General features: G+C 66.9%; 13 protein-coding genes. 6 read left to right on the top strand and 7 right to left on the bottom strand.

What is annotated here, in order from left to right:
* Positions 1-177 precede the first annotated feature (177 nt).
* The gene (locus GV068_RS24080; RefSeq protein ID WP_159704013.1) at positions 178-378 is read right to left on the bottom strand and encodes a hypothetical protein; all 201 of its coding nucleotides are present in this window, start codon (positions 376-378) and stop codon (positions 178-180) included.
* A gap of 3 nt (positions 379-381) precedes the next feature.
* Positions 382-786: a hypothetical protein gene (locus GV068_RS24085; protein ID WP_159704016.1), complete on the bottom strand. Its 405-nt coding sequence runs from the start codon at positions 784-786 to the stop codon at positions 382-384.
* 119 nt (positions 787-905) lie between these two features.
* On the opposite strand from GV068_RS24085, the gene GV068_RS24090 reads away from it, so the two are divergent.
* Positions 906-1,577 (top strand): SOS response-associated peptidase, encoded by a 672-nt coding sequence (locus GV068_RS24090; protein ID WP_159704019.1) that lies wholly within the window; start codon positions 906-908, stop codon positions 1,575-1,577.
* Between the two features lie 74 nt (positions 1,578-1,651).
* On the opposite strand, the gene GV068_RS24095 is transcribed toward GV068_RS24090, so the two are convergent.
* The 3 genes from GV068_RS24095 to GV068_RS24105 form a co-directional block, all read right to left on the bottom strand.
* The gene (locus GV068_RS24095) at positions 1,652-3,046 is read right to left on the bottom strand and encodes a DUF4214 domain-containing protein (RefSeq protein ID WP_229464458.1); all 1,395 of its coding nucleotides are present in this window, start codon (positions 3,044-3,046) and stop codon (positions 1,652-1,654) included.
* Between the two features lie 247 nt (positions 3,047-3,293).
* Positions 3,294-4,454, bottom strand: a complete 1,161-nt coding sequence (locus GV068_RS24100; RefSeq protein WP_201303343.1) for a right-handed parallel beta-helix repeat-containing protein — start codon at positions 4,452-4,454, stop codon at positions 3,294-3,296.
* 199 nt (positions 4,455-4,653) lie between these two features.
* The gene (locus GV068_RS24105) at positions 4,654-5,082 is read right to left on the bottom strand and encodes a hypothetical protein (protein ID WP_201303344.1); all 429 of its coding nucleotides are present in this window, start codon (positions 5,080-5,082) and stop codon (positions 4,654-4,656) included.
* Between the two features lie 218 nt (positions 5,083-5,300).
* On the opposite strand from GV068_RS24105, the gene GV068_RS24110 reads away from it, so the two are divergent.
* A complete protein-coding gene (locus GV068_RS24110; RefSeq protein WP_159704025.1) occupies positions 5,301-5,672 on the top strand; it encodes a DUF1566 domain-containing protein in 372 nt (123 codons plus the stop codon).
* Between the two features lie 65 nt (positions 5,673-5,737).
* Here GV068_RS24110 and GV068_RS24115 read toward each other — a convergent pair whose 3' ends face one another.
* Both GV068_RS24115 and GV068_RS24120 read right to left on the bottom strand, forming a co-directional pair.
* A complete protein-coding gene (locus tag GV068_RS24115; protein ID WP_229464460.1) occupies positions 5,738-7,186 on the bottom strand; it encodes a M20/M25/M40 family metallo-hydrolase in 1,449 nt (482 codons plus the stop codon).
* A gap of 90 nt (positions 7,187-7,276) precedes the next feature.
* The gene (locus GV068_RS24120; RefSeq protein ID WP_159705507.1) at positions 7,277-8,341 is read right to left on the bottom strand and encodes a metallophosphoesterase; all 1,065 of its coding nucleotides are present in this window, start codon (positions 8,339-8,341) and stop codon (positions 7,277-7,279) included.
* Between the two features lie 268 nt (positions 8,342-8,609).
* On the opposite strand from GV068_RS24120, the gene GV068_RS24125 reads away from it, so the two are divergent.
* From GV068_RS24125 to GV068_RS24140, 4 genes are all read left to right on the top strand, one after another.
* Complete coding sequence (locus GV068_RS24125) at positions 8,610-9,059, top strand: glycine zipper domain-containing protein (protein ID WP_159704028.1); 450 nt, start codon at positions 8,610-8,612, stop codon at positions 9,057-9,059.
* Between the two features lie 97 nt (positions 9,060-9,156).
* Positions 9,157-10,107 (top strand): serine/threonine-protein kinase, encoded by a 951-nt coding sequence (locus tag GV068_RS24130; protein WP_159704031.1) that lies wholly within the window; start codon positions 9,157-9,159, stop codon positions 10,105-10,107.
* On the top strand, positions 10,104-12,419 hold the full coding sequence (locus tag GV068_RS24135) for an FtsW/RodA/SpoVE family cell cycle protein (RefSeq protein WP_159704034.1): 2,316 nt from the start codon (positions 10,104-10,106) through the stop codon (positions 12,417-12,419). The genes GV068_RS24130 and GV068_RS24135 overlap by 4 nt, the downstream gene beginning before the upstream one ends.
* Entirely contained in the window at positions 12,380-13,921 is a 1,542-nt protein-coding gene (locus GV068_RS24140; RefSeq protein WP_159704037.1) for a hypothetical protein, read from the top strand. Before GV068_RS24135 ends, GV068_RS24140 begins: the two co-directional genes overlap by 40 nt.
* Positions 13,922-13,929: the final 8 nt, after the last annotated feature.

Here is a 13,929-nt window from a genome sequence, read left to right on the forward strand (position 1 = left end):
AGGACAGCGGCCTAATACTCAGTCAACACTGAGCTGGAGACACGCGGAGAGGTGGGAACTATCCACCAGAGAACGTAACCTAGATAGGCCCGCTCTCCCGGCCTGCAAGCGCCGGTTTATCCCGCGAGTTTGTCAGCGTGTTCGCACAAATGTGCGGAAATACATTGCCTGGAACAATCAGTGCAGCGACTGCCAGGCCACTGCCAGGCAGACCAGACCCACGAAGAACAGCAGGCCATAGACGAAGATACGCATCGAGGTTGCCAGCTCGGCGACTGCCCGGTTCGCCTTGTTGTCGAGCTTGCCCCGGCGGCGGGCCCCGTTCAGCAGTAGCGAGACGAAGACGAACAGCGTCGCCAGGATCAGGACGATTTTCATGGTTTAAGTACGCGCCATGACCAGCGCCAGCGCGACCAGCGCCAGGATCGACGTGATACCGGTCGTCAGGCCCAACCACAGCATGCGGGTGCGCGCCACTTCCATCTTGGCGATCAGCTGGGCGTTCTGCTCGGCCAGGTTGGCGATGATCTCGGAAGCCTGCAGCATCTGGGTGCGTAGATCCAGCAGCGTGCCTTCGTTCTTTTCGACGCGCATGACCAGCGTACCGAAATGGTCTTCTTCCGGCTCGGCCTCCATCGCCTGCCCCATCGGCATCCCGCCCGCGGTCCCGGACTTGCGCGCCACCGTATCCCATAGCCGGCGCGCGCCGCTGGCCACCTGCGGCGCGGCATTGATCACTTCACTCCAGGGCACGGTTTTGAGGACGCTCCACCAGCCAGTTGCCATTACGGGTTCTCCTATCGGTTCGATTCACCCGCGAGCATACCACCGCGCGCAGGGGCCAAGCGAACTCGGCCGGACGCTAGCGTGCCGCGCCTTCCCGGCGCCTGCGCTACCATGGGCCCATGTGTGGACGATTTGACCAGAGCCAGACGGCTCGCTACTACGCCAGCGTATTCGGCTGGACCGACGCGGTCTACGACAGCGAGTCGGGGCCGGCCTGGAATGTCTCGCCCGGCAGCTACCGGCCGGTGATGCACCTGCAGGACGGCGAGCGCCGCATCGACGACGTGTTCTGGAGCTACCGCGCACGCTGGGCCGAGGGCAAGGTGCCGATCATGGTCAATGCGCGCATGGACAAGCTCACCAACCGCTACTGGAAGCCGCTCCTGAAGAAAGGCCGCGCCATCGTGCCGGCCCAGGGCTGGTACGAGTGGACCGGCGAAAAGGGCAAGAAGCAACCCTGGCACATCCATCGCAAGGACGGTGCGCCCCTGTTCTTGCTGGCGCTAGCCAACTTCGGCAGTTTCACCGAAAACCGCGCCGAGGCCGGCTTCGTGCTGGTCACCGACGCCGCCGACGAAGGCATGCTCGACATCCACGACCGCCGCCCGGTTGTGCTGGAAGCGGAAGACGCCGCGATCTGGCTCAACCCCGACCTGTCGCCCGAGGAAGCGCTCGACCTGGCGCGCCGCGCCGCCCTGCCCTGCGACGCTTTCGAGTGGTACAAGGTGACCAATGCGGTGAACCGCCCGGGTGTACAGGATCCGCAGATGGCCCTGCCGCTGGCCGACTGATCGCATTTCGACTGGCGTAAAAAACCTGCAGGTGTGCACCTGCAGGTTTCGGTCCGACTTAGCCGGAAAGTGAATTAGTGCTGGTATGCACCCAGGTCACCACCTGCGCCGCGCGCCACGCCATCGATGTCGGTCGACGGTGCGTAGGTTGCCAGGCTGCGGCCGATTGCCGGCGAGCTGGTGCTCAGCTCGTAGTTCGGCATGGCGGCGGTACGCGAGTAGCCAACGAACATCGGGTTCGCGCTGATGGTGTTGGTGTGAGTCAGGCCATTACGCAGCTGGAAGTTGTAGGTCGGGTTCTGGAACACCAGGTTGTTCTTGTAGGTGTTGCCGCTGCCGGTCTTGCCCTGCTCCGAAATGCCGTACTTGTTGTCGTACACGATGTTGTTGTGGACGTGGACGTTGTTCGCGCCAGCCGAGGTGAAGTAGAAGTCGCCGCCGCCGACGATGATGCCGAACACCGACGAAGTCACCGTATTGTTGACGATCTTGACGTCGGTCGCATCGTGCCACAGGTGGATCGCCGCCGAACCGACGCGGTACACCAGGTTGTTCACGATGGTGCCCGAGGTCGAGTGGTAGATACCCTGGACATACGAGCAGCCTGCCGGGCCGATGTCGTGCACGACGTTGCCGATCACGTCGCCCTTGACGCCCTTGAAGTAGCTGTCGACACCAATCGCCGAACCGCCCGCGCTCGAGCACGGGATGGTGTTGGCAGTGTGGTGCACGTGGTTGCCCTGGATCACGTTGTACGAACCGCCGGTGTAGATGCCGAGGGTCCACTTGGTGCCCGAACCGATCTTGCTGCCGTCGACTTCGAAGCCGATGATACTGACATAGTTACCGCGGTTGTCCCAGGCGGTCTTATTGGTCGAGTTGGTCGGCGGAACGATCTTGGCGCCCCACTTGGTAGTCGAGACCCAGTAGATGCGGCCGGCCGCGGTACCGTTGCCGGTGGTCTTGAAGCCGCCGGCATAGGTGCCCGGCGCAACGAAGACGGTGGTGCTCGGCTTGGTCGCGACCTGGGCGGCCTTCGCCAGGGTCTTGAACGGGGTGGCCTTGCTGCCGTTGGCCGAATCCGAACCGTTCGGCGACACGTAGTAGTTATAGGTGGTGGCCGGGATGCTCGGCAGGCCGCCGGCCGTAGGGCCAGCATTCGTGTTGCGCTTTGCGTATTCGTCGCTGGCTTTCAGCTGGGCGGCGATCGCGTCCATGCTCATGCCGCTGTCCAGCATCTGCGCCCACCATGCGAGGCCGGCGGCATCCGCGGGGCGGCCCAGCAGCTGCACGTACAGCTGGTTGATCTGGTCCTTCTGGGCGGTGGTGGCGGCAGCCAGGGTCGGCGCGGCGGCCGAGGTGGCCGCAAGGGCAGTGCTCGCACCGAACACGCCCATCAGGGCGGCTGCGGTACCGCAGAGGACAGCGTGGTGGCGGATGTGCGAAGCGAAAGCGAAAGTCTTGTTCATCTGTGTTTTTCCTGTGGGCCCGGAGGGAGTGGGCGTGGAATGACGGGCAAAAAGTGCCCCGTGCACCGGAAAATCCGGTACAGCCGGCCACCTGTAAAAAAGCGGTGGCGCCTTCCTGGTTGCTTAATCAGACGCACGCGGTGCGTGGCGCCTTCGGGTGCACAGGCGGCGGAGGCCGCCTGCACGGGATGGAACTACTTGTTGCTGCTTGGTGCTGCCGGTGCTGCTGAGTACTGCTGAGTGATGCTTAATGTTGATAAGCGCCCAGGTCGTAGCCGGTGGTGGCGTTACGCGCACGGCCATCGATGTCGGTGCCCAGCGCGTAGGTCGCCAGGCCGCGGCCGATCGCCGGCGAACTGGTGGTCAGCTTGAAGTTCGGCGTGGCGGCGGTGCGCGAGTAGCCGACGAACAGCGGGTTCGAGCTGATGGTGTTGGTGGCTTTCAGGCCGTTGCGCAGCAAGATGTTGTAGGTCGGGTTCTGGAACACCAGGTTGTTCTTGTAGGTGTTGCCGGTACCGGTCTTGCCCTGCTCCGAGATGCCGTACTTGTTGTCGAACACGATGTTGTTGTGCACGTGGACGTTGTTCGCGCCAGCCGAGGTGAAGTAGAAGTCACCGCCGCCGACGATGATGCCGAACGCCGACGAGCTCACCGTGTTGTTGACGATCTTGACGTCGGTAGCGTCGTGCCACAGGTGGATCGCAGCCGAACCGACGCGGTAGACCACGTTGTTCATGATGGTGCCCGAGGTCGAGTGGTAGATACCCTGGACATACGAGCAGCCGGCCGGGCCGATGTCATGCACGACGTTGCCGATCACATCGCCCTTGACGCCCTTGAAGTAGCTGTCCACGCCGATCGCCGAACCGCCCGCGCTCGAGCACGGGATGGTGGTCGCGGTGTGGTGCACGTGGTTACCTTCGATCACGTTGTACGAACCGCCGGTGTAGATGCCGAGGGTCCACTTGGTGCCCGAACCGATCTTGCTGCCGTCGACTTCGAAACCGATGATGCTGACGTAGTTGCCGCGGTTATCCCAGGCGGTCTTGTTGGTCGAGTTGGTCGGCGGAACGATCTTGGCGCCCCACTTGGTGGTCGAGACCCAGTAGATGCGGCCGGCCGCGGTGCCGTTGCCGGTGGTCTTGAAGCCGCCGGCATAGGTGCCCGGGGCAACGAAGACAGTGGTGCTCGGCTTGGTCGCGACCTGGGCGGCCTTCGCCAGGGTCTTGAACGGGGTGGCCTTGCTGCCGTTGGCCGAATCCGAACCGTTCGGCGACACGTAATAGTTGTACGTGGTGGCCGGGGTCGCGGCGGCGGCGCTGCCGAAGGCGCCCAGCAGGGCGGCGACGGCGGCGGTGAGAGCAGCCTTGTGGCGGAAGTTCGAAGCGAAAGCGAAAGTCTTGGTCATTTGTAGTTTTCCTGTATGCCCGACTGAGCGGGCGGAGGACAGAGGGCAAAAAAGGCCCCGATGCGCCGGAAAATCCGGTGCAGCCGGCCACCTGTGAAAGAGCGGTGGCATCGTCCTGGTTGCTTAATCAGGCGCACATCTCTGTGGGCCTCTGGGTGCACAGGGCGCGCTGGGCGACTGTGCGGGATGGAACTGCTCGTTACTGCTTGATGGGGGCCAGTGCGTTGGCGCTGGCATTCTCTTGACCGGTCTGCGCTTGCAGCGAGCTGCTGTCGTAGCCGGTCAGGTTGAATTCCTGGGTCGTTACGGCCGGCGCCTGGGTGGTGGCGTCGGCGGTGTTTGCAGTACGCGCCGGCTCAGTGCCGGTTGCTGCTCCGTTGCTTGCTGCGCTTGCTGCTTCATTACTTGCTGCAGGCGCTGCTTCAGTGATGGGCTCGACTGCTGCGGCCGGTGCGGCGGCGCTGGCAGCGGCGCCGGCATCGGTGGCCAGGCTGGCGGCGGTGGCCGACGGCTGCTCGATGCCGGCGTCGGTGTTGCCGCCGCAGGCAGTCAGCAGGACAGCGGCACCAATACACAGCAGGGATTTGATGCGGTGCGTCGAAGCAAAAGCGTTGAATTGTTTCTTCAAGGTTACAAGCCTCAGAAAGTGAATGTAACCCTTTGAGTGGAGGAAACTTCCTAAGTTCAACGTTTTTTAAAAAAAATTTTCTGGGAGTATTAATCCTCTAAGACAAATTTCTACATGGAAATCAAACGCTTGCATGAGCTAGATCGAACACACAGACGCAACCAAAGCCCGATTGAGACGGTCTTAAGAATTGGCTACCAACTCAAAGGACGTGTTAAATGGGCGAGTACATGCAAGTGCGGGCCATGCTGCAAGAAGGCGAGGCCTACGCAGGTCTAATCCTGGGCAAGGGAGAAGAAGCGGACTATCACCTGGTGCTGTTGCCAGGCGAAGCGGTGGACGTCAGCTGGCCCACCGCCGCCGAATGGGCGATCGCGCTCGGCGGGGTATTGCCGACGCGGCGCGAGCTGGCGCTGCTGTTTGCCAACCAGCGCGAAGCCTTCGAGCGCAACTGGTACTGGTCGAGCGAGCCGCACGAAACGCGCACCCAGCTGGTGTGGGGGCAGAATTTCGCCAGCGGCATCCAGACCATCTACGGCCGCCCCTACCGGGGACATGCGCGGGCGATACGGAGGATCGCGGTGCCCTGAGCTTCGCTGAAACCGAGGTCGAAGACGCACCCCGGGCGCCTGCCCGGGGTGCGCTTCTCTATATATCAGCGCTCGGGAACGCTGGCCCGGCCGATCGGCTGCTCGATGTTGGCCAGGAACCAGCTGGTCGCGGCCATCAGCGCCACATGGCGGCGCAGGTGGTCGGGGTCGACCTTGTCCAGCGTATCGGCCGGGGTGTGGTGGTAATTAAAGTAGCTGGAGGTGTCGATCAGCGGCGCGAAGCTCGGCACGCCTGCGCGTTCCAGGCCCGACAGGTCGCCGGTCGAGAGCGCGTCTTCACGGCGGAAGATGCCGGCGCCGATCGGCTGCATGGCTGCCTGCAGTGGCGCGAACAGCTTGCTGGAAGTCGCCGGCACGCTGGCGCGCAGGCCGAAGGGACGGCCGGCGCCGTTGTCGCTTTCGATCGCACCGACGTGTTTCTCGGCATTGGCCTGCTCGGCGGCCAGGTAGCCGCGCGCGCCGCGGGTGCCGTTCTCTTCGTTCATCCAGGCGATCATGCGGATGGTGCGGCGCGGACGGTAGTCGAGCTTTTTCAGGGTCTCGAGCACGGCCATCGCACTGGCGACGCCGGCGGCATCGTCATGGGCGCCGGTGGCCAGGTCCCAGGAATCCAGGTGACCGGAAACGATCACGATCTCGTCCGCCTTGTCGGTGCCCGGCAGGTCGGCGATCACGTTGTAGCTGTCGGCATCCGGCAGGGTCTGCGGGGTCAGGACCAGCTTCATGCTGAGCGCGCCGCGCTTGGCCAAACGGCTCATCAGCATGGCGTCCTCGGCGGTCACGGCCGCGGCCGGGAAACGCGGGTAGTCCTGCAATGCGGTATTGCCGGTGTGGGCGATCCGGTAGTTGGCGCCGCCCACCGAGCGCACCAGCGCGGCGACCGCGCCCAGCTCGGCCGCCTGGCGCGGGCCGTCGCGGCGGTAGGCGGAACCCTGGCCGTAAGCCTGGCCGGCCAGGCCGCGGTCCGCCATGTCCTGGTCGAAGGCGACGTCGAACAGGACGATCTTGCCTTTCACCTCGGCACTGCGCGCCTTGAGTTCATCGAAGCTCTTTACCACGATCACTTGTACGGTCACGCCATTGGCGGGCGTGGCGCCGGAGCCGCCGAGCGCGGTCAGCACGACGCGCTGGGTGATGCCTGCGGGACGACCGGCGTACTCGACCAGCTCGCCGCTTTCGAGGCCGCGCACCCAGTGCGGCACCTTCACCGGCTGCAGGGTCACTTTCGCGCCGAGCTTGCGCATCGCCTCCGCCACCTGGGTCACCGCCGCGGCGGCGCCTGCCGAGCCGGACAGGCGCGGGCCGATCAGGTCGGTCATGTCCGCCATGCGCTCCCAGGCGTAATCGCTCTGCATCGCCGTGTCGCGGATCTTCGCCAGCGCCGCGGGATCGTTGCCGGGGCTGGCGGCCAGGGCGCTACTGCTGAGCAGCGCGGCGGCGAGAACGGTCAGGACAGGGAGACTGGCGCGCTTGGGTGACATACTGCGGTTCATGCGTCGGATCCTTCATAGGTTCGAGGGATTCCAACGATAGCGCATCCGGAAAGTTTTTGCTGTGGAATGTTGGCGTCTTTACATTGGGGCTCAGCCCGGCACCAGGCGCACCAGCGTGATCTCCGACGGCGCGCCGAAGCGCTTCGGCGGCCCCCAGTAACCGGTGCCGCGGCTGATATACACCCACATGTCGCGTACCCGGTGCAAGCCGGCGACAAAAGGCTGCTGCAGCGGCACGAACAAATTCCACGGGAAGAATTGGCCGCCGTGCGTATGGCCCGAGAGCTGCAGGTGAAAGCCCGCCTCGGCAGCTTCCGGTGCGCTGCGCGGCTGGTGCGCCAGCAGGATGCGCACGTCGGCATCGCGGGCGCCCGCCGCCGCGCGCGCGTCGCTCTTGTGCGCAGGGTGGAAATGATGGGCGCTGTAATCGGCCACGCCGGCGATCATGACGGTGGCGTCGTCGCGGCGGCGCAGTACATGCTGGTTCAGCAACACCGTGATGCCCAGGCGGCGCACCTCGGCGATCCACTCCTCCGCGCCTGAATAGTATTCATGGTTGCCGGTAACAAAGAACACGCCGTCCGGCGCGGCCAGGCGCGCCAGCGGCTGGGTGTGCAGGCTCAGCCGGTGAACGCTGCCGTCCACCAAGTCGCCGGTGATCGCGATCGCGTCCGCGCCAAGTTTGTTGACCCGGTTGACGATGGCATTCAGGTAGGGGCGCTTGATGGTCGGGCCGACGTGGATGTCCGAGACCTGGGCGATCGCGTAGCCGTGCAGGGCCGGCGGCAGGTTCGCGATCGGCACTTCGACCCGCTTCACCCGCGCCAGCCTGCGTGCGTTGACGAAGCCCAGCAAGGTCACGGCCGCGGCCAGCAGCGGCACGGCCACGGCGCTGCCAAAGACGATCTCGGGACTCAGCAGGCCGGTGACGCGCAGTGCCAGCAAGACAAGGTCGCGCGCCAGAGTGGTGACCAGCAGCGAGGAAAACAGGCCCATCGACATCAGGCCCAGCCAGGAGACCAGTTCCGACCAGCGCCGGCGCCGGAGCGAGGCCGACATCAAGCCCACCGGCACCAGTACCGTTAATACAACCAGCACCAGCACGCCCGCCATGTTCAGCAGCAGGCCGCCATCCAGGTCGGGCAGGAGACGCATGCCAATATAAACCTGCAACAAAACCAGCAGGGACAGGATGGTGGCGAAAGATCGGTTCACGGACGGGCTCGAAGGCGGAAAACAGTAACAATTGTTAGATGGGGCGGCCTCGCCCCTCTGCAAGGGCCGCTTTCCATGTTACGACCAGATGTCTGTTTGTAAGATTCTGTATTAACAGATGGCAGCTTGACCGCGCAGGTCTATAGTTCGTTCATGCCTGGCGTCGTATTGATCATCCTGATCCCCGCTCAGGCAAAAAGGAAAAACCATGTGGAAATCTAAAATTGTTGGTGCGGTGGTCCTGGCCGCGGTTGCCGTCTCCCCAGCGGCAATGGCAGACGACCGTGGTGCGAATACTGCCATCGGCGCTGTGCTCGGCGCGGCGATCGGCGGCAGCGCCGGCGGTTCGACCGGTGCCCTGGTGGGCGGTGTGCTGGGTGCGGCAGTGGGCAATTCGGTCTCGACCCGCGACGACCGCCGCTACTACGACAACAACCGCTATTACGATAACCGCGGTTACGGCTACGGCTACGTCCAGCCGCGCCCCGTCTACGTCCAGCCGCGCCCGGTCTACGTCGAACCGCGTCCGGTGTATGTCCAGCCGCGCCCGGTCTATGTCGAGCGTCGCGACTATGACCGCCACGACCGCCGCGACTGGGATCGCAACGATCGCCGCGACTGGGACCGTGGTGACCGCTGGGATCGTTACGGTCGCTAAACCGAAAGCCGCGCACTGCGCGGCTTTTTTTCGTCCGCTTTCCTCCTCCCCCTGCTAAACCTCCGCGAGGGCGCACGGCGCCAGTCGCGGAGGCAGCATGGTCCAGCAAGGCACACCCATTACACTCGCGCGCGGCCAGTACCGGCTGCGTGAAGCGCTCGGCGGTTCCGCCTACGGCGTGGTGTGGCGCGCCGACGATATGGCGGGCGGCAGCGTCGCCATTAAACTGGTCAACACCGGGCAGATGGCGCTGGCCCCGGCCAGCTTGCGCCATCACTGGATCGACGCGGCCCGCGCCGAGGAGCGCTTCCTGTCCAGCCTCGCTCCCTGGGACGCGCGCCACATCGTGCGCCTGCTCGACAGCGGCAGCCATGAGGGCATGCCGGCGATGGCGCTGGAACTGCTCGACGCCGATCTCGCTTCGCACCTGAAGGCCGAACGCGGCGCCGGACGTCAACCCAAGCTCCCGCAGGCGCTCGACTGGATCGCCCAGGTCAACCAGGCCTTGGCCAAGGTCCACGCGGCCGGCTTTCGCTACCTCGACCTCAAGCCCGGCAATCTGCTGCTGGACCGCCGCACCGGCGGCATCAAGCTGGCCGATTTCGGCACCAGCCGTCCGCTGCTGGATGCGCCGACCCACTCCTACGCCGGCACCGCCAGCTGGCAGGCGCCGGAGCAGTTCTTCCCGCGTGCGCGCGGCCTGTACGCGCCCCATCCACGCAGCGACTATTTCGCGCTTGGCGCCCTCTTCTTCTGGCTTGTATGCGGGCGCATGTTGAAGTATGGCGCGGCCTGTGCGCAGGCGTATTCCGCGCACGGCCGCGAAGGCGCCGCCATCCTGCGCCGCGAACATGGCGGCCTGCCCTCGACCTTGTCGCCCGATGAAGCGGCCAGCTTCGCCCAGGCTGCGGGCAAGGAGGCAGCGGACCTGCTGCGTTCCCTGCTCGCACCAGAGCCGGCCGATCGCCCGAACCACGCGCTGGAAATCAGCCGCGCATTGTGCGCGATCCGGGCCCGCGTGGCCGAACCTCTGCGGAGAGCAGCATGACTCCCCGTTCGATCGCGGCCGCCGCGGCCTTGCTGCTGGTATGCGGCCTGCAGTTGCTGGCGGTGCTGCTGGTGCCACCACGTTACCTGCCGTCGGAGATCGCATTGCGGCTGGTCCCGGGCGCGCAGCAGACGCTCGGCCGCGCGGAACTCGCGGCGCCGCGCGCGGCCGCGCAGCAGTTCAGCGTGCGGCGCGACTCCGCTGGCCGCTGGTGGCTGCACAACGCCAGCCCGGCGCAGGGCGCTGTCCTGACGCGCGGCGACGAGCGCCTGCATACGGGCAGCGTGCTGCTGGTCACCGGCCAGCGACTGCAAGCGGGAGCGAGCATCTTCGAGGTCGCCACCGCCGGCAAGGGCCGCATCACCCTGCGCGACGGGAGCGACAGCTGGGACTACGACGGCGCCCTGCTGCGGCGCGACGGCGAAGCGCAGGCCGCCTGCCCGGACGCCGGCATGGCGGCGCGCCTGGCCGGATTCTGGAACCACTTCGCACCTGGCGCCCTCGCCTTCCAGCGCCCGCTCGCCTTCGGCGGAAACCTCTATTGCGGCAACCGCCTCGCCGTGCCGGGACTCGACACCGGCAAGCTGGCGCTGGCGCGGACCCCTTCCGGGGACATCGGCTTGACGGTGCGCGGTTCACAGCCGGTCCTGCTGCAGGACGGCGGCCGCTGGCAGGATGCCGCCCAGCGCGAACATGCCCTCGATGGCGTGGACACCCTTGCGGTCGGCCGCACCCGCTTCGCCGTTTCCCATGACGGCGACACGCTGCGCCTGCGTCCGGCGGCCCAGGTCGAGCTGTTCGCCGAACCCAAGGCGGAACTGCCGGCCACCGTACACTGGAGCTGGACCGAGCGCTCGCTGTGGCGTTTCGCGCCGCCATCCATGCTCGCGTGGGGCGCCACGCTGGGCGCGCTGCTGCTGACTGGCGTCGCCGCGCTGCGCTCCGGCGGCTTGACAATGCGCGGGCTCTCGGCGGCCCTGATTCCTGCGGCAGCGCTCCTGATGCTGGTGATGCAGCGCAGCGGTGCCGCGCCGGGCACGGGCTGGACCCTGGTGCTGGCCTGGTCCGCACTCTGGCTCGCCTTGCTGTGGACGCGCCGCGCGCCGCTGCTGGCCGTGGCCGCGGTGCTGCTGCTCGGCGCCGGCCTGCTGGTGCAGCTCGAACTGGGCCTGGGCGCGCGCGACAGCGCCTGGCTGCGCCATGTCGAGACCAGCTGCGTGCTGCTCGCCATCGGGCTGCCGCTCGGTCTCCTGCTGCTGGGCGGCCTGGCTAGAGGCGCATTGTCGCGCCCCGCCACCGAATGGCTGCTGGTGGCGCTGGCGGTCGCGGCACTGGCCGGGCTGCTGCTGCAGGTCGCCTTCGGCAACGAGACCGGCGTGTTCGACATCCAGCCGGTGGAGTTCGCCAAGCTCGCCCTCGCTGCACTGAGTGCCCACTGCCTCGCGCTCGCCACCGGCGGCGCTCCTGGCCGCCGCAACTGGCGCGACTGGCTGCGCATGCTGGCGCCAAGCCTGCTGTTCGTGCTGTTGCTGGCGGTGGCGCTGGTGCAGGTCGACGACTTCTCGCCGCTGGTGCTCTTGATGGTGTGGGGCGCCGTGACCCTGCTGGCCTGGTGCCTCGCCACCGGACGCCGGCTGCAGGCGGGCCTGATGGGCGGCCTGTGCTGCGCGCTGCTCGGCGGCGCCATCGCCCTGCAGTCGGCCGGCCCGGGGCTTGCCGGCAGCTTCTACGCCGAGCGCTTCCAGGTGTGGGCCGATCCGACCGTCCATCCGCATACCGGCCAGCAGATGCTGCTGGGCGCCCGCGCCGTGCTTGACGGCGGCTGGTTCGGCGCCGATGGCTTGTTAGGCGCGGCCACGCTGGGCGGGCCGGCCGGCGACGCGCTGCGCATCCCGGCGGTGCAGGACGACTTCGCACCGTCCTTCCTGATCAACCGCCACGGCCTGGCGGGCGCCCTGCTGCTATGGGCCTTGCAGGCGGCGCTGCTGGCGGCCCTGCTGCATGCAGCCGCCGCGGCTTGGCAGGCGGGCAGCAGCGCCGGCGACTTCCGGCGCGCCTGGCTCGGACGCTTCCAGTGCTTCCTGCTGGCCGGCGGCGCCGCCTTCCTGGGCGGGCACTTCCTGCTCTCCTGGGGCACCAACCTGGCGCTGTTCCCGATCATGGGCCAGCCGATGAGCTTCCTGGCGGCCGGCGGCTCGCACCTGCTGTTTTTCATCTGCCCCCTGCTAGCGTTCGGCATGGCGAGCGTTCAATCTTTCGAGGAGAATCAATCATGCCGGTCTACGTCCAACACGAAATCCTGGCCAAGGTAGGCGATGTGTTCAATGCCGAGGCGCTGTGGCAGGCCCCGGGCCTGTCGCTGTTCTCGCGCCGTCCGCTCCTGCGCGACCTGCTGGAGCGCTCGCCGCGCGAACAGCGCGGCCGCGCCGCCACCCGCTGCTTCTCGCACGTTACCCTGATGCTGCCCCAGGACGAGGTCGACGACGACCGCCACCTGACGCGGGGCGCGCGCGTGCGCGACCTGGCGCAATCGCTGGCCGCCCTGCACCAGAAGGATTTCGGCGACCTGTTGAATGGCGACGAGGTGCGCTACCACGTGGTCGGCACCGATGCCGTGGCGGCGGGCGAAGTCAAGGTCAAGTTCGGCCACGCCGTCTACCTGCCGGCGCCGGGCGAACAGGTGCTGTACACCGTGACAGCCTCGCGCGACAGCGCCATCTGGCAGCCGGTGTGCGCGGTGTATCCCAACCAGCGCCTGACCCTGGTTGGCCAGGACGAGGCCAGCGCCACCTTCGCGGTGCCGGGCTGGCCCTTCGGCGTCGAAGGTGGCATCCTTCTGATCAACGATGGCGCCGACGCGCCGCTTGAGGTGCAGGTGCGCCCGAAGGACAGCCTGGAGTGCCAGTTCGATGCCGCCAACGGCTACTACGTCATCCGCAGCCGGCAGGCCGGCGGCCAGCGCCTGCTCCTGAAAATCAGCCGCATGGGCGCGCCCTCCCACCAGGCGCCGGCCAAGGCGCCGAGCGCAGCGCCTGCGCGCACACCCTCGGTGTGGAAGCCGCGCGCCGCCGCGGACGACAACGAGATGACCGCGATGCCGCTCGCCGCCGTTCCCTCCACGTCGCCCCAGGTGATCGAGAACGACGCCACCTATGCACCGGTCGCGCGCCACCGCATCACGCTGGCCGCGCTCGCGCTGCCGCGCCTGAGCCGCTACCGCGACACCGGCGCACACATGCTCGAGATCGGCCTCGGCGCCAGCCTCGCGCCTGCGGCGCCAGGCAAGGATAGCCTGATCCGCTTCGCCGTCGACGACGCCGACGAAGTCCACGCGATCACCGCGGCCGGCCGCCAGCGCATCAGCGTGCCCTCGCGCTTCGCACCCAGCGATGGCGCCAGCGTGCAACTGCATGCGGCGCCGCCGCAGATGGCGGACCGCTATGCGGCGCTGCTCGCCGTGCCGCAAGGACCGGTGCAGCCGGCGGCGGCCGGCACCAGGTTGGTGTTCGGCCGCGGCATGCCAGCCCTGGCGTCGCTGCGCGTGCTCGACGCCCCCGCCTTCTTGCGCCACGCCGACGGCAGCGCGGCCGCCAGCGCTGACCGCCTCGGCCTGTCGCGCAATGCCTTCAGCTGGGAAGCGAGCGCCGATGGGCTGCGCATCGTGCGCCTGTCCGAGACCCAGGCCCTGTTCCACCTGGACCCGGACCTGAAGCTGGTGACCCAGATCGAGACGGCCACCCAGGAGCATCCCTACCTGATTCCGCCCGGCCACCATCTGGTCGCCGGCCACTACGTGCTGCGTTTCGACGCCTGAGGCCGGGC

The organism is Massilia sp. 9I (genome assembly GCF_902506415.1).
Lineage (GTDB): Bacteria > Pseudomonadota > Gammaproteobacteria > Burkholderiales > Burkholderiaceae_D > Telluria.

Bases quoted from the DNA above. Each gene is read 5' to 3' on its own strand.
- GV068_RS24130 (WP_159704031.1), top strand. From the start codon at position 9,157: ATGGTCCAGCAAGGCACACCCATTACACTCGCGCGCGGCCAGTACCGG.
- GV068_RS24080 (WP_159704013.1), bottom strand. From the start codon at position 378: ATGAAAATCGTCCTGATCCTGGCGACGCTGTTCGTCTTCGTCTCGCTA.
- GV068_RS24090 (WP_159704019.1), top strand. From the start codon at position 906: ATGTGTGGACGATTTGACCAGAGCCAGACGGCTCGCTACTACGCCAGC.
- GV068_RS24115 (WP_229464460.1), bottom strand. From the start codon at position 7,186: ATGAACCGCAGTATGTCACCCAAGCGCGCCAGTCTCCCTGTCCTGACC.
- GV068_RS24120 (WP_159705507.1), bottom strand. From the start codon at position 8,341: ATGCGTCTCCTGCCCGACCTGGATGGCGGCCTGCTGCTGAACATGGCG.
- GV068_RS24140 (WP_159704037.1), top strand. From the start codon at position 12,380: ATGCCGGTCTACGTCCAACACGAAATCCTGGCCAAGGTAGGCGATGTG.
- GV068_RS24095 (WP_229464458.1), bottom strand. From the start codon at position 3,046: ATGAACAAGACTTTCGCTTTCGCTTCGCACATCCGCCACCACGCTGTC.
- GV068_RS24085 (WP_159704016.1), bottom strand. From the start codon at position 786: ATGGCAACTGGCTGGTGGAGCGTCCTCAAAACCGTGCCCTGGAGTGAA.
- GV068_RS24135 (WP_159704034.1), top strand. From the start codon at position 10,104: ATGACTCCCCGTTCGATCGCGGCCGCCGCGGCCTTGCTGCTGGTATGC.
- GV068_RS24125 (WP_159704028.1), top strand. From the start codon at position 8,610: ATGTGGAAATCTAAAATTGTTGGTGCGGTGGTCCTGGCCGCGGTTGCC.
- GV068_RS24110 (WP_159704025.1), top strand. From the start codon at position 5,301: ATGGGCGAGTACATGCAAGTGCGGGCCATGCTGCAAGAAGGCGAGGCC.
- GV068_RS24100 (WP_201303343.1), bottom strand. From the start codon at position 4,454: ATGACCAAGACTTTCGCTTTCGCTTCGAACTTCCGCCACAAGGCTGCT.